This window comes from Actinoallomurus sp. CA-150999, from assembly GCF_050942425.1.
Classification (GTDB): domain Bacteria; phylum Actinomycetota; class Actinomycetes; order Streptosporangiales; family Streptosporangiaceae; genus Actinoallomurus.
The window spans coordinates 1,828,022-1,848,651 of record NZ_CP192063.1 but is presented as its reverse complement, the minus strand read 5'-3'; the positions used below and the strand labels follow the sequence as shown (position 1 = coordinate 1,848,651).

The window sequence follows — 20,630 nt, the reverse complement described above, 5'->3', positions numbered from 1 at the left end:
GGCGTACGGCGGTAGTGAGCGGGCCCGTCAACAGACACCTCCGGCCCGCGCCGTTGCCGGGCGCGGGCCGGAGGTCGTCGTACCGGTCAGGTGCCGGCGGTCGTGCGGTCAGGCGCCGGCGCGGCTCCCATCATGGCGTACGGACCCGCTCCGGACGCCGCCGGAACGCGCACCGCCCGGGCCGCCGGAACGGCCGTCCCGCCGCTGCCGGACGCCGTCACGGCGCTCCCCGTCGCGGTACCCGCCGTGACGCGCCTCGCGGCGTTCGCCGTCGCGGTGCTCGCCCTGGCGCGCCTCGCGGTGCTCACCCTCGAAGCGGCCGCCCTGCCGGGAGCTCCCACCGCTCTCGAACCGCCCGCCGGGGCGCCGGTCACGACGGCCACCCGGACGCGGGCCCCGGCGCTGGGGCCGCGGCTCGGGGTCGGGCTCGACCGGGATGCCGCTCGGCGGCTGCGCCCCGGTGATCCGGACGAGAGCCTCGTCGCCGGCGACGACCTTGGACCGCAGCGCCCGGACTCCGGCACGCCGCATCATGCGCTCGGTGTTGCGCACCTCGTTGTGGGCGACCAGCGTGGCGACGGTGCCGCGCTCGCCCGCCCGGGCGGTACGGCCCGCGCGGTGCAGGTAGTCCTTGTGGTCCGCGGCCGGGTCGACGTGCACGACGAGGCTCACGTCGTCGACGTGAATGCCGCGGGCGGCCACGTCGGTGGCGATCAGCACGCCGACCTTGCCCTCGCGGAAGTCCGCCAGCGTGCGGGTGCGAGCCGACTGGGTCTTGCCGCCGTGCAGGGCGCCCGCACGGACGCCGACCCGGGCCAGCTTCTTGGCCAGCGCGTCCACGCCGTGCTTGGTGCGGACGAACATGATCGTACGGCCCTCGCGGCCGGCGACCTCGGCGATGACGTTCTGCTTGTCGGCGCGGTCGACGATGAACAGGTGGTGGTCCATGGTCTCCACCGGCGCGGCGGCCGGGGCGATCGAGTGGGTCACCGGGTCGTGCAGGTAACGGCGGACGAGCTTGTCGACGTCGCCGTCGAGGGTGGCCGAGAACAGCATCCGCTGCCCGTCGGACGGGATCATGTCGAGCAGTTTGGAGACCGCCGGCAGGAAGCCGAGGTCGCACATGTGGTCGGCCTCGTCGAGGACGGTGATCCGCACGTCCTGGAGCGAGCAGGCGCCGCGCTCGATGAGGTCGGTGAGCCGTCCGGGCGTGGCGACCAGCAGGTCGACGCCGCGCTGCAGCGCCTGGATCTGCTTGGGCATCGACATGCCGCCGACGACGGTCTTGGCGTGCAGCCCGAGGCTGCGGCCGAGCGGGGCCAGGGCGTCCTGGACCTGCATGGCGAGTTCACGGGTGGGGACGAGGATGAGCGCGCGGGGCCGCTTGGGAGCGGCCTGCACGCCGGCGATCCCGGCCAGCACCGGCAGGCCGAACGCGAGCGTCTTGCCCGATCCGGTCTGCCCTCGTCCGAGCAGGTCCCGCCCGGCGAGGGCGTCGGGGACACTGGCGGCCTGAATGGGGAACGGCGCGGTGATGCCGCGGCGTTCGAGCGCCGACACCAAAGGGGTCGGCAGGCCGAGCTCGGCGAAAGTGGGCAGGGTCGACGAAACGTCAGTCAAGAATGAACCTCTCGGAAATGGCCCGCCTCGAGAGGTTCCGCAAAGTGGGGGATTGCGGACTCCAAGCCGGCCGTCGGCGCGAGAACGCGCCTGAACAGGAATCACAGAGCTTACATGGGGTCCCAACACGCCCCGGGGACGGTTCATTCCCGACCCGGCGGGTCGCTTTTCCGCTCGGGTCGGACCGTCTTGCGCGGGTCCGGACCGGCTTGTCCGGTCAACCTCCCCTGTTCGGTCAACCTTCCTTGTCCGGTCAGCCTTCCTTGTCCGGTCAGCCTCCCTTGCTCGGTCAGGCCGTCTTGCGGGTCCCGGTCTTCGTCTTGGGCTTGGACTTGGTGTCGGTGGTCTTCTTCGCCGCGCCGGTCTTCGCCGCCCCCCGTCCGCTCTTCGCGGCAGCTCCGTCCTCGCCGCCGCGCGAACCCGACTTCGCGGCGGCCTTGCGCGGCTCGCCGTCGCCCTTGTCGGCGCGGCCCTTCTTCGCCGCCTCCACACTGGCCCGCAGCGCGCTGAGCAGGTCGGCCGCCGCCGGAACCTCCTGTTCGGCCTCGGGCGCGACGACCTCCTTGCCCTGGATCTTCGCCTCGATGACCGCTTCCAGGGCCTCGCGGTACTGGTCCTTGTAGTCGGTCGGCTCGAAGTCGCCCGTCATGGTGTCGATCAGCGACGCGGCCATCTGGAGCTCCTGCGAGCGCACGTCGACGTCCTCTTCGAGGAAGGGGAAGTCGGCCTCGCGGATCTCGTCCGGCCACAGCATCGTCTCGAGCACGAACACGCCGTCCCGTACCCGCAGCGTGCCGAGCGACTCGCGCTGCCGGAGCGCCACCTTGATCACGGCGACCTTGCCGGAGTCCTCGAGGGCGTCGCGCAGCAGGACGTACGGTTTGACGCCCTGCGCGTCCGGCTCCAGGTAGTAGGTCTTGTTGAAGTAGATGGGGTCGACCTGCTCCTCCGGCGTGAACTGCAGGACGTCGATGCGGCGGCTGGTCGACAGCGGAAGCTCGGCGAAGTCGTCGTCGGTCAGGACGACGATCTCCCCGGTCGGGAGTTCGTACCCTTTGGCGATGTCGGAGTACGGCACCTCTTCGCCGTCCTTGGTGCACACGCGCCTGTACCGGATGCGGCCCGCGTCCTCACGGTGGACCTGATGGAACGCCACGTCGCGCTGCTCGGTCGCGGAATAGAGCTTCACCGGGATCGTGACCAGCCCGAACGAGATCGCGCCTTTCCAGATGCTGCGCATGAGGTGTCCTTACCCTCCGGCGTGTCGATCTACCTGCTCCGACGCCCCGGAATGCGATCGATCCGAATCTACGTCCGGCTCCGCGCCGTCCGCGTGGTGGAACCTTTGTTCTCGCGTCTCTTCCACGAAACCACAGCCCCTTCCGGAGGAACACGGCCGGTCTCGGCCGGGGCGATGAATGATCGGCGAATCCGGGGCGGCCCGTGGCGTCAGGGACGGGCCGGATGGGCAGAAAAGATCGTATGGGTGACCCCATGCCCTCCAATGTCCAGCCGATGCTCGCGTCCCCGGGCGAGCTGCCGGACGACGCCGACCGCTGGGGCCTCGAGCTCAAGTGGGACGGTGTACGCGCGATGGTGTACGTCTCCGGCGGGCGGGTGCGCGCCGTCGGCCGCCGCGGCCTCGACGCGACCGGCCGCTACCCCGAGCTGCAGGCCCTCGCCGATCTCCTGCCCGACCAGACGGCCGTCGTCGACGGCGAGGTCGTCGCCTTCGACGAACGCGGCCTGCCGAGCTTCCAGCGGCTGCAGCACCGGATGCACGTCGACCGTCCGGACGCCCGGCTGATCCGCCAGGTCCCGGTGCACTTCGTCGCCTTCGACCTGACGTTTCTGGACGGTCATCTGCTGTACGACATGCCGTACCGCGACCGGCGTGCCCTGCTCGACGAGCTCGAGCTGGCCGCCGGGCCGATCGAGGCCCCGCCGTACCTGCCCGGCTCGGCCGTCGACCAGGTCCAGGAACTCCTCGACTACACGAAGGAACAAGGCCTGGAAGGTCTGATCGCCAAGCGGCTCGACTCGCCGTACCGCCCGGGCCACCGGGTGGACTACTGGCGGAAGATCAAGAATTTCCGCACCCAGGACGTCGTCATCGGCGGCTGGAAGGAGGGCCAGGGCCGCCGGGAGGGCGGCGTGGGGTCGCTGCTGCTCGGCGTGTACGCGGACGGCGGCCTGCGGTTCGTCGGGCACGTCGGCACCGGCTTCACGGACGCGGCGCTGGACGACCTGCACAAGATCCTCACTCCGCTGGAGCGGCCCACCAGCCCGTACGCCGAGGAGGTCCCCCGGGAGTACGCCCGCAGGGCGCACTGGGTGGAGCCCTGGCTCGTGGGCGAGGTGGAGTTCTCTCGCTGGACCCTGGACGGAATGCTGCTCCACGCGTCATGGCGCGGGCTGCGCCCCGACCTGAACCCCGAAGAGGTCCACCCGGAGCCCTGACACGGCAGGCGCGCCGAGGCGCGGTTGAAACCCGCGACGCCGGGGAGATCGCCCTGAGCGAGTCTGCGCACGAACGTGGTGTCGCATCGGCTCGGCGAACCCGAGGAGAGCTGGTGAGCGGCACGAAGACGAGCGTCCAGGTCGACGGCGTGCGGCTGACGCTGTCCAACCTCGACAAGGTCCTCTACCCCCGGCACGGTTTCGCGAAGGGGGAGGTCATCGACTATTACGCCCGGATCGGGCCGGTCATCCTGCCTCACCTGAAGGACCGTCCGGCGACGCGGCTGCGCTACCCCGACGGTGTGGACGGCGAGTCGTTCTTCGAGAAGAACGCGCCCGGGCACACCCCCGACTGGGTCCGCACGGTCCGCCTGCCGACGCCCGGCGGGAGCCGCGAGGCCGTGAACTTCGTGGTCGTCGACGACCTTCCCGCCCTGGTCTGGTGCGCGAACCTGGCCGCCCTGGAGCTGCACGTCCCGCAGTGGCGTGTCGGCCCGCGCGGCGGCGCGCACGAGCCGGACCTGCTGGTCTTCGACCTCGATCCGGGCCCACCGGCCTCGGTGGACGAGACGCGCCGGGTCGCCTGTCTGCTGCGCGACCTCCTCAAGGCCGACGGGCTGCGGTCGTTCCCGAAGACGAGCGGCAAGAAGGGCCTGCACCTGTACGTGCCGATCGAGGAGACCTCCGACGGGCGCACCTCTGCGTACGCCAAGGAGGCGGCCCGCAGACTCGAGAAGGAGCACCCGCGCCTCGTCGTCAGCCGGATGGAGAAGAGGCTTCGATCCGGCAAGGTCTTCGTCGACTGGAGCCAGAACAACCGGCACAAGACCACGGTCGCGCCGTACTCTTTGCGAGCCGCCGAGGAGCCCTCCGTCTCCGCGCCGGTGACGTGGGACGAGGTCGAGTCCGACGCGGAGCTGCGATTCGGGCCCGATGAGGTGCTCGAGCGCGTCGACCGGCACGGTGACCTCCTCGAACCGCTCTTGACGCTTCGTCAAAAGCTGCCGTGAACCTTCGGGATGCGTACACGGAAGGTGCCCGGTGCGTCACCATTGGTCGGTGGGTCCACAATCGTGGGGCGGTGGCCACGGCACCGGAAAGCCGTGGGCACCGGTGGAGGTGACACGCGCATGCCGCGTGGAATGGGAAGGATGATCAGGTGACGGACGACGCGCAGGACAGGCGCTACGACGTCGTCGTACTGGGCGGGGGCTCCGGCAAGAACATCGCCGCCGAGCTGGCTCGGGCGGGCCGGTCGGTCGCGCTGGTGGAGAACCGCCTGGTCGGCGGGGAGTGCCCCTACTTCGCGTGCATGCCTTCCAAGACGCTGCTGCACTCGGCCCGGCTCGGCGAGACCTGGGAGCACGCGGTCGCGCGGCGCGACGAGGTGACCCGTCATCTCGACGACGCGGCCATCGCCGCGCAGATGGCCGAGGCGGGGGTGACCGTCGTACGCGGCCGCGGCAGGGTCGTGCGTCCCGGTGTGGTCGAGGTCGACGGCGCCGAGTACGGCTACACCGACCTCGTGGTGGCGACCGGCAGCGAGCCGGTGCGGCCCCCGGTCGAGGGCATCGACGACGTGCCCACGTGGACGAGTGACGAGGCGCTGACCCGGCCCGACCTGCCGCGACGGCTGGTGGTGCTCGGCGGTGGCCCGGTCGGTTGCGAACTCAGCCAGATCTACGCCGCGTTCGGCTCGCAGGTCACGCTCGTCGAGCAGGCCGAGCGGCTGCTGGCGGCCGAGGCGCCCTTCGTGGGCGAGACGCTCGCCGACGCGCTCCGCCGGAGGGGGGCCGACCTGCGCCTCGGCGTCGCGGCGACGCACGCGGAGCGCACCGAGACCGGCCTGCGGCTGCGGCTGTCCGACGGCAACCACATCGACGCCGACCGCATCCTCATCGCGGCAGGCCGCCGCCCGCGCGTCGCCGACCTGGGCCTGGAGACGGTCGGCGTCCGGTTCGACCCGGAGCGCGGCATCGCCGTCGACGCCATCTGCAAGGCCCTCCTCACCGAGGAGACGAGCACCGACGGCACGACCGTCTGGGCGGCCGGCGACGTGACCGGCGTCGCGCCCTACACGCACGCCGCCAACTACCAGTCCGGAGTGCTCGTCTCGAACGTCCTCGGCAAGCGCCGGGAGGCCGACTACCGGGCGATCCCCCGCGCGGTCTACACGACGCCGTCGGTGTACGCCGTGGGCGTCTCCCCGCTGGCCGCGACCGGGCTGGAACTCGTCGCGGCGGGGTACGACCTGGCCGGGACCGCCCGCGCGGCCGTGGAGGACGACGACCGGGGCCGGGTGGAGGTGTACGCCGACCGGGCGCGGGGCGTCCTCGTGGGCGCCGCCGCCGTCGGACTCTATGCCGAGGAGTGGATGAGCGAGATCACGCTGGCCATCCGGGCCGAGACACCGCTGAGCATTCTGACCGATGTCGTCCACGCCTTCCCGACGTACGGTGAGGCCATCGAACCGGTCCTACGCGAGCTGGCCGAGCAGCTCTGAGCTTCCTTGGGGGGAAGACCATGTCCGAAGACGGGATCGAACTGAGCCTCGAGGCCGCCGAGGCCGACGCCGCCGAGCAGCACGTCGCGGTGCGTGAGGGCGAACGCCGGTGGCCCACGACGCTGCCGGTCGAGGTCGACGAGGCCGACGCCGCGGAGCAGGGGTTCGAGGTCGAACTCGACGAGGACGACTACCGGTGACGGCGCGAACGGCCTCTCGGAGAGCAGGTGTGAAGACGCACGGCGGCGCGACCGCGGAGATCCGCGGCGGCGCCGCCCCGGAGACGCACCGTGACGCCACCCCGGAGACGCACCGTGGCGCCGAAGTGGAAGTCCCGGTGACGGCTTTCCGCCGATCCGACGTTACCCGGTCGTAGGATGGTAGGCCTCAACGTGCGCGGCGCCACGGCGTCGCCCGGACAGGTGATCGGAGAACTCAGGTGACCGCAACCCCGGACGCCCGCCCCCGGGGCACGAGGCTCCCGCGGCTGGCCCGCCGCCGGCAGCTCCTGGGTGCCGCCCAGGAGGTATTCGTCGCGCAGGGCTACCACGCCGCCGCGATGGACGAGATCGCCGAACGGGCAGGCGTCAGCAAGCCGGTGCTGTACCAGCACTTCCCAGGCAAGCTCGAGCTCTACCTCGCGTTGCTCGACGAGCACGCCGAAGGGCTCGTCCAGCGCCTGCGCGACGCGCTGGCCTCCACACCGGACAACAAGCTGCGGGTCCAGCGGACCATCGAGGCCTTCTACGACTTCGTGGCCGGCGAGGGCCAGGCCTACCGCCTGGTCTTCGAGTCCGATCTGCGCAACGTCGCCCCCGTACGCGCCCGGGTGGACCGCGCCAACCAACAGTGCGCCGAGATGATCGCTCAGGTCATCCAGGAGGACACCGGCGTCTCCAGCGACGAGGCCCACCTGCTCGGGATGGGCCTCGTCGGCATGGCGGAGGTCAGCGCGCGCTACTGGCTGTCCGTGCAGGGCACGATCTCCAAGGAGCAGGCCGAGCACCTCATCGCGCGCCTGCAGTGGCGCGGCATCGGCGGTTTCCCCCGCACCACCTGAGCCAGGCCCCCGGCCGGGGGCGTCGGCTCCCCGCCGGCCGTGCGATAGTGCGGGTGGGCCGGATCGGTCCAGACGTACGCCACGGACGGTCGTGGCCCCGCCCCCCGACGGAGGGAACAACGTGCAGGTGCGAATCGGTGTGCAGTCGGTGGCCAAGGAGCTGGTCGTCGAGACCTCGCTGTCCGCCGATGAGGTGGAGCGCGCGGTGAACGACGCGGTCGCCGAGGACGACGGCGTCTTCACACTGCGCAGCAAGAACGGCGCGCGGGTCGTCGTGCCGGCGGCCAAGCTCGCCTACGTGGAGATCGACGAGTCGGAGACGCGCAGCGTCGGCTTCGGTTCATACTGATCGAACGGGCTCGTTCCGACTTTCCACAAAGATTGGAATGAGTCCCTCGATCGAGGGCATACAGACCGCGCGAATCCGAAGCGCCGGAATCCATCCGGCAGGAGGTGGTCTGAGAAATGCTGATGACAATAATCTGGTTCATCATTATCGGCGCCATCATCGGGGCTCTCGCGCGTCTGGTCGTACCAGGCCGGAACCCCATGGGCATCGCCCTCACGATCCTGATCGGCATCGCCGGGGCCCTCATCGGCGGCCTCATCGCCAACGCGCTCGGGGCGGGAAGCATCATCGCCTTCATCATCTCGGTCCTGGTGGCCGCCGCCGGCGTCGCGCTGATCAGCCGCGGCCGCTGGGGATCGCGCCGCGGCGTGTCCTGACCGAGCCGGTCCGAGCCGACCTCAGCGAACGCAGCCGACCGAATCCTCAGACGAGGCCCCCGCTCCCCCGGCGGGGGCCTCGTCGCACGTCCAGGCGCGCGTGGGCACGGCCGTCCTGGCCCGCACGCCGACGCGGGCCGTCCTCGCCGCGTACGTCGGCGCGGGCCACCCCGTCGCGTACGTCGGCGCGGGCCACCCCGTCGCGTACGCCGACGCCGGCCATCCCCGCCGCGCACGCCGACGCCGGCCATCCCCGCCGCGCACGCCGACGCCGGCCATCCCCGCCGCGTACGCCGACGCCGGCCATCCCCGCCGCGCACGCCGACGCCGGCCATCCCCGCCGCGCACGCCGACGCCGGCCATCCCCGCCGCGTACGCCGACGCCGGCCATCCCCGCCGCGCACGCCGACGCCGGCCATCCCCGCCGCGCACATCGGCGCGGGCGCGGCCGTCTCCCGCGTTCAGGAGTGCGTCGGAGTGGGTGAGGCCGTCCCTGTCCCTGTCCCCGGCTTCGATGCCTTGGCGGCCGTCACGATCTCCGGGCGGACGTACGCTCCCAGGCGCGCGTACGGCACGTTGAAATCCCGGCCCACGTCGGCGTGCGGACAGCCGAGGTCGATCCAGTTGCGGATCGTGAACGTCATGCCGGTCGCCGTCGGCGCGACCTCCAGCGCGACGCCCAGAGCGTGCCCGGTGAGGGGTGTGCCGGGGAGGCAGACCCCTCCGTGCGCGCTCGGGGCGATGATCCGGGCGAGGGCCCGTGCGCCGGTGTTCGTCCGCGCGGCGGGGAGCAGCAGGTCGGCGGTTCCCAGCTGCCGGCCCGTCGACAGGTCGAACACGAGCGTGAACTGGGAGCTCACGGGGATCAGGCGGTTGGCGCCGCTGCTGTCGTCGAAGGTGTAGGTCACCGACAGCAGCTTCGGACCGCCCAGGCCCACCGTGGCGGCCGACTGGAGCGTTCCGGTCGGGGCGCTGTCGGACTGGCTCGTCGGCATGACGAACGCCGGCTTGAAACCGGCCATGGTGCGGTCGACCTGCGTCCTCAGCGCCTTGTTGACCTTGGTCTGGACGGCGGCGTTCTTCAGCCCGCTGACCTGGACGTACCGCGTGATCATGGTGCGGCCCTTGCGGAGGGTCGTCGTGGAGGCCGCGACGTTCACGCGGACCGGCTGGACGACGGCCGCGGGACGCGTCGGTTTCGCCGCCGGGTGGCCCCCGCCCGCGACGACGACGGCGGCGGTCCCGGCCGAGCCCACGACGATGGCCCCGGCGATCGCCACGCCCACCTTCGCCCCGGTCCCCGACAGCAGCGCCCTTCCCGTCCCCTGCAGGATGCCCGTGGCGTGACCCGCGCCGCTTCCGGCGCCCGCCGCTCCCCCACCGGCCGTGGACCCGGCACCGCCCGCCCCGGCCGCACCGCCCGCGCCCGCGCCGCTCGCCGCGCCGCCGATCGCCGGTGCTCCCGAGCCGCTCGCGAGCAGCGCCGCGAAGGGAAGGAGCGCCGCCAGCCCGGCGGCCGCCTCTGCCAGGCGTCGCCGCCCGTTGGACTCCCAATCCGGCCCGTACGCGGTCGTGGCCGCCTGCTCCAGTTCGGTCACGAGCGCCGCCGCGCCCGCCGGGCGCTCGGCCGGGTGCTTGGCCATGCCCTGGGCGACCAGCCCGCGTACGGCCTCCGGAAGGTCGCTCAGGGGCACCTGGGTGTTGGTGTGCTGGGCGCGGTACGCCTGTGTGCTGTCGCCGCGGAACGGGGTATGGCCGGTGACGCACTCGAAGAAGACGCACGTCGCGGCGTACACGTCGGTGGCGGGGGTCGCGGGCGCGCCCTGCCACTGCTCGGGCGCCATGTACGGCGGCGTGCCGAGGATGTCGCCGACCTCCCCGGTACGCAGGGCGATCCCGAAGTCGATCAGCTTGCTCTGGCCGTCGTCGCGTACGAGGACGTTCGGGGGCTTGTAGTCGCGGTGGACGACGCCTCGCTCGTGGGCGGTGCTCAGCCCGAGGAGGGAGCCTTTGAGCACCGTCAGGGCCGCCTCAGGCTCGAACGGGCCGTGTTCCTTGAGGAGCGCCCGCAGCGAGATCCCGGCGACCGCCTCCATCACGATCGCCGCGCCCTGCGGGGACTCGACGAAGTCGTACAGGCGCGCGACGTACGGGCTGTCCAGATGCCGGAGTATCTGTGCCTCGGCCCGGAAGCCGGTGAGGAATCGCTGATCGGAGAGGAGGTTCGCCGTCAGGTACTTCACCGCGACGTGCGTCCCGGAGTCCTCGTGTCGCGCGAGCACCACACGGCCGAAGCCGCCTTCCCCAAGCTCACGCACTTCCGTATAGCCGGGAAGCGCCCAGTCGCCCAAATTCGTCCTCCTATGCCCGGAGGGAAGGTACTGGAGACACAGCGTGACTGGAAGCAACGCCACGCGGTCGGCTCCATCGGCCGATCCACAGGGCGGCGCGTGGTGCCGGAACCCGTCCCGCGAGCGGGCATCCCCGGTCACGCACAGTGACCGAATCGGAGGCCGCCGGCTCGGCGGACGCGGCCCGCCCGTCCGCCGGTGATCCCGGGAGCCGGGAGGCCGAACGGCTCCGCGGATCGGCCGTCAGCCCCGCAGGTTGATCGCCCGCATCCGGGCCTGATGCCGGTCGACGATCCGGCCGAACATCGTCGCGACGTCCTCCTCGCCGAAGAGCGCGCCCACCGCGGGGTGCCCCTCCGCGAGCGCGTGGGCCTGGCTGAGCGTCTCGCCCACGAGCCTCCGGGCCCACAACCCCAGCCGGGACGCCAGCCGCGGATCGTTCTCCGCGGCGGCGCGCAGGCGTTCTCGCAGGAGCTCGGCATGGCCGGAATCGGCCAACGTCTCATGGACCACCGTCCGCGTCGCGAAGTCGGCCTTCTCGACCGCCTCGCGGTAGAGGTCGGCCACGATGGAGTCGGCGACGTACACCTTGGTCAGCGCCTCCATCGCGTCGGCCGGACGCGTGCGCTCGTGGAACGCGGTGATCGCCTCCTGGAACGGGCGCATGGCCTCGTACGGATCCGCACCCGCCTCGATGAGCCGGTCCCGCAGGAGTTCGAACTGCGCGAACGCGCCGGTCGCCAGGCCGGCGAGGACCACCGTGTCCTCGTACGACACCGCCCGCCCCGCGTCCGCCGCGCGCTGTTCGAACGCGGTCAACCGCACGCACGCCAGCAGGCCGTACAGCTCGACCGACCGGGATCGAGGCGTCGCTCCGGCCGAAACCATGAAATGAAATCGTACGCGGCGGCGTTGACGACTACAGCGGGGCTTTTGAATTCGGCCCCCGCCAGCTACACTGCGTGGCGAACTGTGACCGGTCGCTGCAGAGCGCGACCCCATACCCGGTCACTCCTGAGGAAGAATTTGACGGCTGGTCCCTCCCGCGCGAAGGCGCGAACGAATGCGACGACCGGCGGGTGCCCGAGAGCCCTGCCGGAGACGGCGCATGAATCGCGACCGCGAGATGGCTCGCCGCGCCACCGTAACGGTGCGCCCGCGGCGTTGAGCGGACCCCGCACACTGGGAGGCTGAAGGCCCTGACGACCTTTCGTGATCTCGGGGTTGTCCCCGAAATAGCAGACGCCCTCGAAACAGAGGGCATTGTCGAACCGTTCCCGATCCAGTCACTCGCCGTGCCCATCGGCCTCGGCGGGCACGACATCATCGGCCAGGCGCGCACCGGCACCGGCAAGACCCTGGCCTTCGGCATCCCGCTGCTGCAGCGTATCGAGCACGGCGGGAAGAAGCCGCAGGCCCTGGTCATCGTGCCGACGCGCGAGCTGGCCATCCAGGTCACCGACGACCTGATCGTCGCCGGCGGCAAGCTCGGCAGCCGCGTGCTGTCGGTGTACGGCGGCCGCGCGTACGAGCCGCAGATCGACGCCCTCAAGAACGGCGTCGAGGCGGTCGTCGGCACGCCGGGCCGGCTGCTCGACCTGGTCAAGCAGAAGTACCTCGACCTGTCCCAGGTCTCGGTGCTCGTCCTCGACGAGGCCGACCGCATGCTCGACCTCGGCTTCCTGCCCGACATCGAGCGTCTCGTCGCCAAGGTGCCCGAGCGTCGCCAGACGATGCTGTTCTCGGCCACCATGCCCGGCGAGATCGTCGCGCTGTCGCGGAAGTACCTCACCCGGCCCACCAACGTGCGGGCCGAGTCGCACGAGGAGTCCGAGACCACGCCGCAGGTCGTGCAGCACGTCTTCCAGGCGCACCAGATGGACAAGCCCGAGTTGCTCTCCCGGGTCCTGCAGGCCCGCGGGCGCGGCCTGACCATGGTGTTCTGCCAGACCAAGCGCGCCTGCGACCGGGTCGCCGAGGACCTCACCCGGCGGGGGTTCGCCGCCGCCGCCGTGCACGGCGACCTCGGCCAGGGCCAGCGTGAGCGCGCCCTGCGCGCCTTCCGCGCCGGCAAGATCGACGTGCTCGTCGCCACCGACGTGGCGGCCCGCGGCCTCGACGTCGACGACGTGACCCACGTCGTCAACTACGAGTGCCCGGACGCCGCGGAGACCTACGTCCACCGCATCGGCCGTACGGGCCGGGCGGGCAAAGAGGGCATCGCGGTGACGCTCGTCGACTGGGCGGACCTGCAGCGGTGGAAGCTGATCAACACCGCGCTCGACCTGGACTTCGCGGAGCCGGCCGAGACCTACTCCACCTCCGAGCACCTGTACGAGGTGCTCGACATCCCGTCCGACGTCACCGGCATCCTGCCGAAGGCGCAGCGGGAGCGTGCGGGGCTGGAGGCCGAGGAGGTCGAGGACATCGGCGAGACCGGTCGTTCCCGGTCGCACCAACGGCAGGAAGAAGAGCCGCGTCGTGCCACCCGGGAGCGCACCCGTTCCCGCCAGCGCACCCGCGGCGGCCGACCGACGCCGCACGAGGCCGATGCGGCCACGGCCGCCCAGACGGCACGGCGGCACACCCGCCGCCAGCCGGACCCGGCCACGCACCCGGCCGAGGTGACGGCACCGGTGGCCGAGGCGGCGACGCCCACGGTCGAGGTGACGGCGCCTGCGGTCGAGGCGGCGACGCCCACGGTCGAGGTGACGGCGCCTGCGGTCGAGGTGGCAGCGCCCGTGGTCGAGGTCTCGCCGGAGCCGGCCGAGGCCGTCACGGCCCCGCGCCGCACTCGCCGGCGCGCCTCGGAGGCGCCCGTCGCACCGGCCGTGGACCACGAGACCGCCGATGTTCCCGAAACCCCGGCGAGCCCGGTGTCTCCGTTCGAGCCGGACCCGGTACCAGCGGTCGCCGAGGCGCCCGCGCAGCGGGCCGAGCCGGTGGCGGCCCCGGTGCTGATCAGCCCGGCGGGCATCCCGATGGTGCAGTTCCTGGCACCGCCGGCGCTCGCGGACGCTGACGACCTGCCGGAGTTCGCCGAGCCGGTCCGCCCGGCGGCCCGGAAGAAGCGGCGCGCCCGGACGGGCTGAGCGCGCGGTTGAAGAGGGGCGTGGTCATCGGTCACGCCCCTTATTCGTGCCCTCGACCGAGGCGGCCGGGCGGCGCGCGTCCGGTGACCGGACCGATCGGGTGACGCGTCCCCTTCGAGGGAGGCCGGGCCGGTGACGTGCCTCAGCGTGGGCCGCTGATCCGATAGATCTCGTAGTCGTCGAAGTCCACGATCATCCGGCCTCCGTGGGCTCCGCTGCCCCGCATCACCACCAGTCCCGTCTGCCCGAGCGCCAACGGGTCATGGGTGTCCGTGGCCTCAACGGTGAACATTCCGTTCAGCGACAGCCGAAGACGGACCTTCGCCCCGTCGGACTCACACTGGACCCCGAAACGGTTCGCCGCCGGCGGTCGCTCATCCGCGTCGTCCTTCGTGTCGTAGCCCGTGGCCAGCGGCACCTGCGCGAGCGTCTGAGAGCCCCCGGCGGTCACCTTGCGAATGAACGCGCCGTGACCGTCACGCCGGACGAGGAACACGTAACCGTCGAGGATCCGGTAGTCCGGCCCCCGGCACCATAGGCCCAGCATGCCGTCACCCGGTCCGGAGACCACCTTCGCATCGACGTCCGCCTCCATGCGAGCCGGCAGGTTCTTGGACGGGTACGGCGCCGGCTTGGAATCGTTGCCGATCCTGCCCTCGGCCCTCATGCGATAGCGGCCGCCGACGTAGGAGGTGTCCTTGTCGACGTCCCAGGTCCGCGCGTTCGGCGCGAACTCGCTGGTGTAGACGGCGGCGAGGCTCGTCCGCCCTCCCTGGGACCGGCCATCGGAAGGCCAGAGCGCGATGGACCCGACCGTGGCGGCGACCACCGCACCGGTCCCACCGATCCAGGCGAGGCGCCGCGACCGCGACCAGCCCCGTACGGCCGCTTCCGGCGCCGGTCCGGTACCCGCCGCTCCGATCGCCACGGCCGACGCACGGGGAGTCCTGGCGGAAGCCGAGGTCTCCAAGCTCCCGGGGCCATCAGGGGACGGGCGCGTCGCATCCCCCGGGTCGGCGCTCTCCGGACTTCCGGAAAGACCGGGGGACGGAGGCGTCGCATCCGCCGAACCTGCGGCCTCCGAGCCCACCGGACCACCCGGGGACCGGCGCGTCACATCCCCCGAGCCGACGCTCTCCGAGCTCCCCGAATCGCCTGGGGACGGGAGGGCCGCGTCCGCGGGACCGGCGGTCTCCGGGCCTCCTGGACCGTCCGGGGACAGGCGGGCCCCATCCGCAGCACCGGCGGGCTCGAGGCCCCCGGGATCGCCCGGCGTGTCGCGGGCGCTCGAGTCGGTTCGCGGCGGCGCGGTCGGGGGCCGTGCGGGGCCGACGAGTCCGGTGAGGAGTTCCTGCGCGGTCGGGCGGCGGGCCGGGTCCTTGTTCAGTGCCTCTTCCACCAGCGGCCGTATCGCGTCGTCCAGGCCGTCGAGCAGCGGCGCTCCGTGCGTGATCCGGTAGAGCACCGCGGGCAGGATCGCGCCGGGGAAGGGCGCGGCGCCCGTACCGGCGAAGGCGACGACGGCGCCCCAGGCGAACACGTCGGACGCCATCGTCGCCCGCTCGCCCTGGATGACCTCGGGCGCCATGTACGCCGGGGTACCGATGATCTCGCCGGTGCCGGTGGCCTCGGTCAGGCTGTCGAGGGCGCGGGCGATGCCGAAGTCGATCACCCGGGGCCCCATCGGGGACAGCAGCACGTTGGCGGGTTTCAGGTCGCGGTGCACGATCCCCGCCCCGTGGATGGCGCCGAGGGCGGTCGCCACCCCGACCGCGAGGTGGTCGAGGCTCGAGCCGTTCATCGGGCCGGATTCCCGGACGAACTTCGCGAGGTCGGGCCCTGCCACGTACTCGGTGACGATGTAGAGCGGATCGCCGTCGACCTGGGCGTCGAGCACGGGCGCGGTGCAGAACCTGCGGACTCGACGGGCCGCCGCGACCTCACGGCGGAACCGGTCGCGGAAGGAGGGCTCGTCCGCGAAGTCGCCATTGATCACCTTGACGGCCACCCGCTCGGCGGAGGCCGACTCGGCGAGGTACACCGTGCCCATTCCGCCGCGGCCGATCACCCCGAGGAGGCGGTACGGGCCCAGCTCGGCCGGGTCACCCGCCCGCAGAGAGCCGACCCGGTCGTCGAGCGGCATGATCTTCCGGCCCTCCGTATCCCCGAAACCCGATGATCACGCAGGTTAGTGGAGATACCGGCCGTCGGCCCCCGGATCAGGCCGGGTTGGCGCCCGCCTGGCGCAGGCGCAGAGCGTGACGCGGGCGGTCGGTGATGAGGACCGTCACCCGCTCGTCGCGGAGGAAGCTGCGCATGCGCGGCTCGTCGTTGACCGTCCACACCATGGCCGGGACGCCGAGCCGGCCGCACATGCGCAGGACGGTCGCGCGGGCGAGCCGGCGGTGCACCGCGAGCCAGTCGGCGCCGCACTCGCGCATGCGGCGCAGCGGGTACAGCTCCTGGATCCGCGTCGGCGCCTTCGAGAGCCAGGAGACCTCACGGAGGCTGCGGCCGAGCGAGAGGGCGGCGGTGACGTTGGGGAACTCCCGCTTGATCCGGGCGATCGAGGAGTCCTCGAGCGTGGTGGCGACGAAACCGTCCGGACCGAGGAGGTCGAGGGCGAGCGTGATGATCTCGTCCTCGTCGCCGACCTCCTTGAGGTCGAGATGGCCTTTCGCGCGGCCCGCGATCAGGGCCATCACGTCGCGGACCCGGGGGACGCGGTGACCGGCGACGGCGCACAGCTCGTCATAGGTCAGCCCGCCCACGGGGTGATTCGCGACCCGCCGATCGTGAAAGACGACGAACTCGCCGTCACGCGTACGCCGGATGTCGAACTCGACGTACTCCGCCCCGGTGGTGAGGGCGCTCTCATACGCTTCCCAGGTGGCGGCCCGGGCGACCTCGGATCCGCCCTTGTGGGCGGAGACGGCAGCCGTCATGCCACGAGAGTACCTTTGCGACACCCAGCGAAGTACCACCCAAATCGCTATGATGGTGTCGATAGCCCCATGGGCAAGTAAGCTCCTGCCAGTGAGTACGCCCCGGTTCCTTACCCTGCCTCCCGGCGTCCGTCGCACGGAGATCCACACGTCGCGCGGCACATTCGCCGTTCTCGAGGCACTTCCGGGCTCTGGTGTCTGCGAGCGGTCTCCGGCACTGCTCGTCCCCGGGTTCACCGGAAGTAAAGAGGACTTCATCGCGGTGTTGCAGACCCTGGCGGGCGCCGGGCGCCGCGTCGTCGCGCTCGACATGCGCGGCCAGCACGAGACTCCGGGACCGGACGATCCGTCGGCCTACAGCTGCGCCGCGCTCGGCGCCGACATCGTCGCCGTCCTCGAGTACTTCGATGACCAGGTCCACCTCGTCGGGCACTCGTTCGGCGGGCTGGTGACGCGCGAGGCGGTGATCGCCGATCCGGCGATGCTGGCCTCGTACACGCTGATGAGCTCCGGACCGGCCGCGATCGGCGGCTCACGGGAGGTCGAGGGCCGGGTGCTGCTCGCGGCGCTGCCCAAGGTCGGCCTCGAACACATCTGGTCGACCCGCATGGAACCGGACGTGATCGCCAAGGGGGTCCCTCCCGAGATCGTCGCGTTCCTGCGCCGGCGGATGTTCATGAACTCCCCCGCGGGCCTGATGACGATGGCCCAGGAGGTCCTGTCCTGCCCCGACCGGGTGGACGACCTCACCAAGGTCGCCGACGACGCCGACCTGCCGGTTCTCGTGCTGTACGGCGAGGACGACGACGGGTGGGATCCGCGCGAACAGGCCGCGATGGCCGAGCGCCTGGGCGCCCGGAAGGTCGTGATCCCGGGGGCCGCCCATTCACCCGCCGTCGAGGCCCCGGAGACCGCGGCGAGCGCGCTGACCGCCTTCTGGAACGAGGCCGAGCGCGCCTGACGGTGCCGCGTACCCGCTGATCGGCCGGTACGAGACGGGCGCGCCGGGGCCGCGCTCCCCGCGCCGCCTGCGGCGTCGGTGAGGCCGGGAACACGATCGCGTCTCCGCGCCCTCGGCGAAGATCACACGTCTTTGAGACAAGAAACACCTGGCGTCTCATGTAACTGATCGCTTACGCTGACCCCATGGCAGCGACGGTTCAGCCCCCGCAGAGCGTCACCTGGCAGGTGCACATCGACCGGTCGATGTGGATCGGCGGTGTGCGCGGCCTGATGTTGCAGGCCCTGCACCCCATCGCCATGCGCGGGGTATGGCAGAACTCCAACTTCCAGGAGGACCCGATCGGCCGGCTCCAGCGCACGGCCGACTTCGTCGGCGTCGTCACGTGGGGCACGCGCGAAGAGGCCGACCGTCTCGGCCGCCGGGTCAGGGACATCCACCGCTCACTGCGGATCAAGGACCCCGACACCGGGCGGCTCCACCGCGTCGACGACCCGGAGCTGCTCCTGTGGGTGCACTGTGCGGAGGTCTCCTCCTACCTCGAGGTCGCGCGCCGCGCCGGGTTGCGGCTCACCGACCGGCAGGCCGACCGCTACCTCGCCGAACAGCGCCGCAGCGCCGCCTACGTCGGCCTGCACGAGGAGGACGTGCCGGGCAGTCTCGCGGAGCTGGAGGCCTTCTTCGCGGAGATGCGCCCGCGGCTGAAGGTCACCCCGGAGGCCCGCTCGACCGTACGCTTCCTGCTGTGGCCGAAGCTGCCCGAGGAGATGCGGTGGCTGTCGGCCGGCAAGCCGATGTACGTCCCGTTCGGCGCCCTGTGCTACTACTCGCTGCCCGCCTGGGCCCGGCGGATGTACGGCGTCCTGCCGGAGATCCCGCAGCCGGCGGTGACGGCGGCGCTGCGATCGTTCCGGCTGGCCATGAACACCCTCCCGGAGAAGGTCCACGACCTGTCGTTCCAGCAGGCGACGAAGGACATGCTCGAGGCCGCCCGGCAGCGCCTCGCCGCCGAGGGCTACGACCTCGGCAAGGGCCTGCAGGGCCTCCGCGACCCCCGCCGCTGGCCCAACCCCGCCGCCGCCTAGGGCGCGTCTCACGTACGCTCCAGGGCTGCCACCGAGGTCGTTCGACGTGTACGAAGCACTGCGCCAGGCGTCCTCCGGTGAGCTCGAAGTGGACCGGGACGCCGTGGACCTCAACGAGCCCGCACGCGGTGCGCCTCCCCGTCCGGATCAATGGCCGCACGTACTTTCACGGTCCGCATGAACCCGCTGAGGAGTAATGCCTCTCGCAGGTCAGTCGGACGCGAGCGCGGACCAGGGGTCGCGGGTGGGGGCGGCGGCCCGGCCCTCCGGGCAGTGGCGCGCGAAGTCGCACCAAGCGCACAGCGGTCCCGGCTGGGGCGGGAACCTCTCGTCGAACCGTTCGTGGCGACGCTCCGGCGGGATCGCGACGTCCGCCGGCCGCGTGGTGGCGCGGAACCACTCGTCCGCCTCGCCGCACTCCTCGGCGATCTGCTCGGCGCGCCGAAGGTGGCGGTCGAGGGAGTCGTCGGTGTGCTCCCAGACCGCGACCTCGCCGGTCGGCAGGTGATGGAGCTCGACGAGGCGGCACGGGGTCCGCATCATGCGGCGCGCCGAGGCGGCGTACAGCGCGAGCGCCAGGGACGTGCGGGCGTCGTCGGCGGTCAGCGGCCGGCGACCGGTCTTGTAGTCGACGACCACGAGTTCGTCGCCGCGCCGGTCGAGGCGGTCGATCCGCCCCTGAACGGTGATCACGTGCGTCTTCATCGAGACCGTGCGCTCGACGCCGACGGGCTCGTCCGCCGGGTCGAGCCCGGCGGCGTAGCGGAGCACCATCTCCCGGGCGCGATGCCGCCATTCGGCGGCCTGGGCGTCGTCCCGGAAGCCGTCACTCAGCCAGGCCCGGTCGAGCAGCCGGCCGGCGGCCTCGGTCGTACGCTCGTCGAGCGGTAGCCGCCACCAGCCGGCGAGGGCATTGTGGACGCTGGCGCCGACGCTGTTGTGCGCCCACGGCGGACCCTTCTCCGGCTTGGGCCGGTCGAGATAGGTCATCCGATAGCGGCGCGGACAGTCGAGCCAGGTGTTCAGGCGGGAGGGCGTGCAGGGGTAGAGCCGTCTCGGCATCCCCTCGAAACCGAGCTGCTCGGCCGCCATGGCGTCAGTCCTCGGAGCTCGGCTCCTGCGCGAGCGCGAACCAGCTCTCCCACTGGGAGTCCTCGTCGCCGACGGTCGTCTCGTCGCCCTGGCCGGGCAGCACCCGCGTGTCCTTGGGCAGCGGCCCGAGCAGCGACCCGATGGAGTTGAGCTGCTCCTGGAGGTCGTGGTACTCCTCGCCGACCCGACCCGGGCGGCCCTTGTGCAGGGTGTCGCCGGAGAACAGCACGCCGAGCTGCTCGCTGTAGAGGCAGATGCTGCCGGGGGTGTGCCCGGGCGTGTGCATCACCTCGAGCTGGGCGCCGGCGATCTCGAAGATGCCGCCGTCCTCGATGTCGATGTCGGGCTGGAGGTCCTTGAACTCCGAGTCCTCCTCCTTCTTGGCGAGGGCCCGGAAGTACTGACGCCACAGGAGGCGGTCCCGCGAGTGCACGCCGATCGGCGCCGCCTCCTCCTCGTCGGCCTCGGCGATCTCGAGCACGGCGCCCAGGTGATGATCGCGGCCGTCGGTGCAGATGACGGCCATCACCTCCCGCTCGCCGATCTCCTTAAGGATCGCCTCGGCGTCGTTGGCGGGGTCGATCACAATCACCTCGTCGTCGTCTCCGACGATGTAGGTGTTGCTCTCGACGTCGTACTCGTTGTCGTCAACGGTGACCTTGCCCGACGTCACCACTTTGTCGATACGCGCGTCCACACCGAAACCTTACCGACTTCCCGGGCCTGGTGTGCGGC

At 71.8% G+C, this 20,630-nt stretch carries 19 protein-coding genes; 10 read left to right on the top strand and 9 right to left on the bottom strand.

All coding sequences use genetic code 11. From position 1 onward, the window contains the following. Positions 1–108 precede the first annotated feature (108 nt). Both ACQP2O_RS08770 and ACQP2O_RS08765 read right to left on the bottom strand, forming a co-directional pair. On the bottom strand, positions 109–1,620 hold the full coding sequence (locus tag ACQP2O_RS08770; RefSeq protein WP_433181616.1) for a DEAD/DEAH box helicase: 1,512 nt from the start codon (positions 1,618–1,620) through the stop codon (positions 109–111). A 289-nt stretch (positions 1,621–1,909) separates the two neighbouring features. Continuing rightward, positions 1,910–2,860, bottom strand: coding sequence for a Ku protein (locus tag ACQP2O_RS08765; protein WP_433181614.1), 951 nt, complete (start codon positions 2,858–2,860; stop codon positions 1,910–1,912). A 254-nt stretch (positions 2,861–3,114) separates the two neighbouring features. Here ACQP2O_RS08765 and ligD (ACQP2O_RS08760) point away from each other — a divergent pair, with 254 nt between their 5' ends. The 7 genes from ligD (ACQP2O_RS08760) to ACQP2O_RS08730 all read left to right on the top strand — a co-directional run bounded on the left by ligD (ACQP2O_RS08760) (position 3,115) and on the right by ACQP2O_RS08730 (position 8,369). Beyond that, a complete protein-coding gene (gene ligD / locus ACQP2O_RS08760) occupies positions 3,115–4,080 on the top strand; it encodes a non-homologous end-joining DNA ligase (protein WP_433181612.1) in 966 nt (321 codons plus the stop codon). A 113-nt stretch (positions 4,081–4,193) separates the two neighbouring features. Continuing rightward, complete coding sequence (gene ligD, locus ACQP2O_RS08755; protein ID WP_433181610.1) at positions 4,194–5,090, top strand: non-homologous end-joining DNA ligase; 897 nt, start codon at positions 4,194–4,196, stop codon at positions 5,088–5,090. A gap of 149 nt (positions 5,091–5,239) precedes the next feature. Continuing rightward, positions 5,240–6,583 (top strand): dihydrolipoyl dehydrogenase family protein, encoded by a 1,344-nt coding sequence (locus tag ACQP2O_RS08750; protein WP_433181608.1) that lies wholly within the window; start codon positions 5,240–5,242, stop codon positions 6,581–6,583. 20 nt (positions 6,584–6,603) lie between these two features. Next, a complete protein-coding gene (locus tag ACQP2O_RS08745) occupies positions 6,604–6,783 on the top strand; it encodes a hypothetical protein (RefSeq protein WP_433181607.1) in 180 nt (59 codons plus the stop codon). A 239-nt stretch (positions 6,784–7,022) separates the two neighbouring features. Further along, positions 7,023–7,643, top strand: a complete 621-nt coding sequence (locus ACQP2O_RS08740) for a TetR/AcrR family transcriptional regulator (protein ID WP_360881009.1) — start codon at positions 7,023–7,025, stop codon at positions 7,641–7,643. 121 nt (positions 7,644–7,764) lie between these two features. Then, positions 7,765–7,992: a DUF3107 domain-containing protein gene (locus ACQP2O_RS08735; protein WP_360881007.1), complete on the top strand. Its 228-nt coding sequence runs from the start codon at positions 7,765–7,767 to the stop codon at positions 7,990–7,992. A gap of 200 nt (positions 7,993–8,192) precedes the next feature. Next, a complete protein-coding gene (locus tag ACQP2O_RS08730) occupies positions 8,193–8,369 on the top strand; it encodes a hypothetical protein (RefSeq protein WP_433181604.1) in 177 nt (58 codons plus the stop codon). Between the two features lie 46 nt (positions 8,370–8,415). Here ACQP2O_RS08730 and ACQP2O_RS08725 read toward each other — a convergent pair whose 3' ends face one another. The 3 genes from ACQP2O_RS08725 to ACQP2O_RS08715 all read right to left on the bottom strand — a co-directional run bounded on the left by ACQP2O_RS08725 (position 8,416) and on the right by ACQP2O_RS08715 (position 11,608). Then, the gene (locus ACQP2O_RS08725) at positions 8,416–8,592 is read right to left on the bottom strand and encodes a hypothetical protein (protein ID WP_433181602.1); all 177 of its coding nucleotides are present in this window, start codon (positions 8,590–8,592) and stop codon (positions 8,416–8,418) included. Positions 8,593–8,830: 238 nt separating this feature from the next. Then, positions 8,831–10,687: a serine/threonine-protein kinase gene (locus ACQP2O_RS08720; protein ID WP_433181600.1), complete on the bottom strand. Its 1,857-nt coding sequence runs from the start codon at positions 10,685–10,687 to the stop codon at positions 8,831–8,833. 276 nt (positions 10,688–10,963) lie between these two features. Next, complete coding sequence (locus ACQP2O_RS08715; protein ID WP_433181598.1) at positions 10,964–11,608, bottom strand: ferritin-like fold-containing protein; 645 nt, start codon at positions 11,606–11,608, stop codon at positions 10,964–10,966. A 407-nt stretch (positions 11,609–12,015) separates the two neighbouring features. Between ACQP2O_RS08715 and ACQP2O_RS08710 the strand changes: the two genes are divergently transcribed. Beyond that, a complete protein-coding gene (locus ACQP2O_RS08710; protein WP_433181596.1) occupies positions 12,016–13,812 on the top strand; it encodes a DEAD/DEAH box helicase in 1,797 nt (598 codons plus the stop codon). 142 nt (positions 13,813–13,954) lie between these two features. On the opposite strand, the gene ACQP2O_RS08705 is transcribed toward ACQP2O_RS08710, so the two are convergent. Both ACQP2O_RS08705 and ACQP2O_RS08700 read right to left on the bottom strand, forming a co-directional pair. Beyond that, the gene (locus ACQP2O_RS08705) at positions 13,955–15,955 is read right to left on the bottom strand and encodes a protein kinase domain-containing protein (RefSeq protein WP_433181594.1); all 2,001 of its coding nucleotides are present in this window, start codon (positions 15,953–15,955) and stop codon (positions 13,955–13,957) included. A gap of 76 nt (positions 15,956–16,031) precedes the next feature. Beyond that, a complete protein-coding gene (locus ACQP2O_RS08700) occupies positions 16,032–16,757 on the bottom strand; it encodes a glycerophosphodiester phosphodiesterase (RefSeq protein WP_433181591.1) in 726 nt (241 codons plus the stop codon). Between the two features lie 91 nt (positions 16,758–16,848). Between ACQP2O_RS08700 and ACQP2O_RS08695 the strand changes: the two genes are divergently transcribed. Both ACQP2O_RS08695 and ACQP2O_RS08690 read left to right on the top strand, forming a co-directional pair. After that, positions 16,849–17,718, top strand: a complete 870-nt coding sequence (locus ACQP2O_RS08695; RefSeq protein WP_433181589.1) for an alpha/beta fold hydrolase — start codon at positions 16,849–16,851, stop codon at positions 17,716–17,718. Between the two features lie 185 nt (positions 17,719–17,903). After that, the gene (locus ACQP2O_RS08690) at positions 17,904–18,803 is read left to right on the top strand and encodes an oxygenase MpaB family protein (RefSeq protein WP_433181586.1); all 900 of its coding nucleotides are present in this window, start codon (positions 17,904–17,906) and stop codon (positions 18,801–18,803) included. 210 nt (positions 18,804–19,013) lie between these two features. Here the strand turns inward: ACQP2O_RS08690 and ACQP2O_RS08685 are convergent, their stop codons facing one another. Beyond that, a complete protein-coding gene (locus ACQP2O_RS08685) occupies positions 19,014–19,895 on the bottom strand; it encodes a RecB family exonuclease (RefSeq protein WP_433181583.1) in 882 nt (293 codons plus the stop codon). A 4-nt stretch (positions 19,896–19,899) separates the two neighbouring features. Further along, positions 19,900–20,592 (bottom strand): MBL fold metallo-hydrolase, encoded by a 693-nt coding sequence (locus ACQP2O_RS08680; RefSeq protein WP_433181581.1) that lies wholly within the window; start codon positions 20,590–20,592, stop codon positions 19,900–19,902. Between the last annotated feature and the right edge of the window lie 38 nt (positions 20,593–20,630).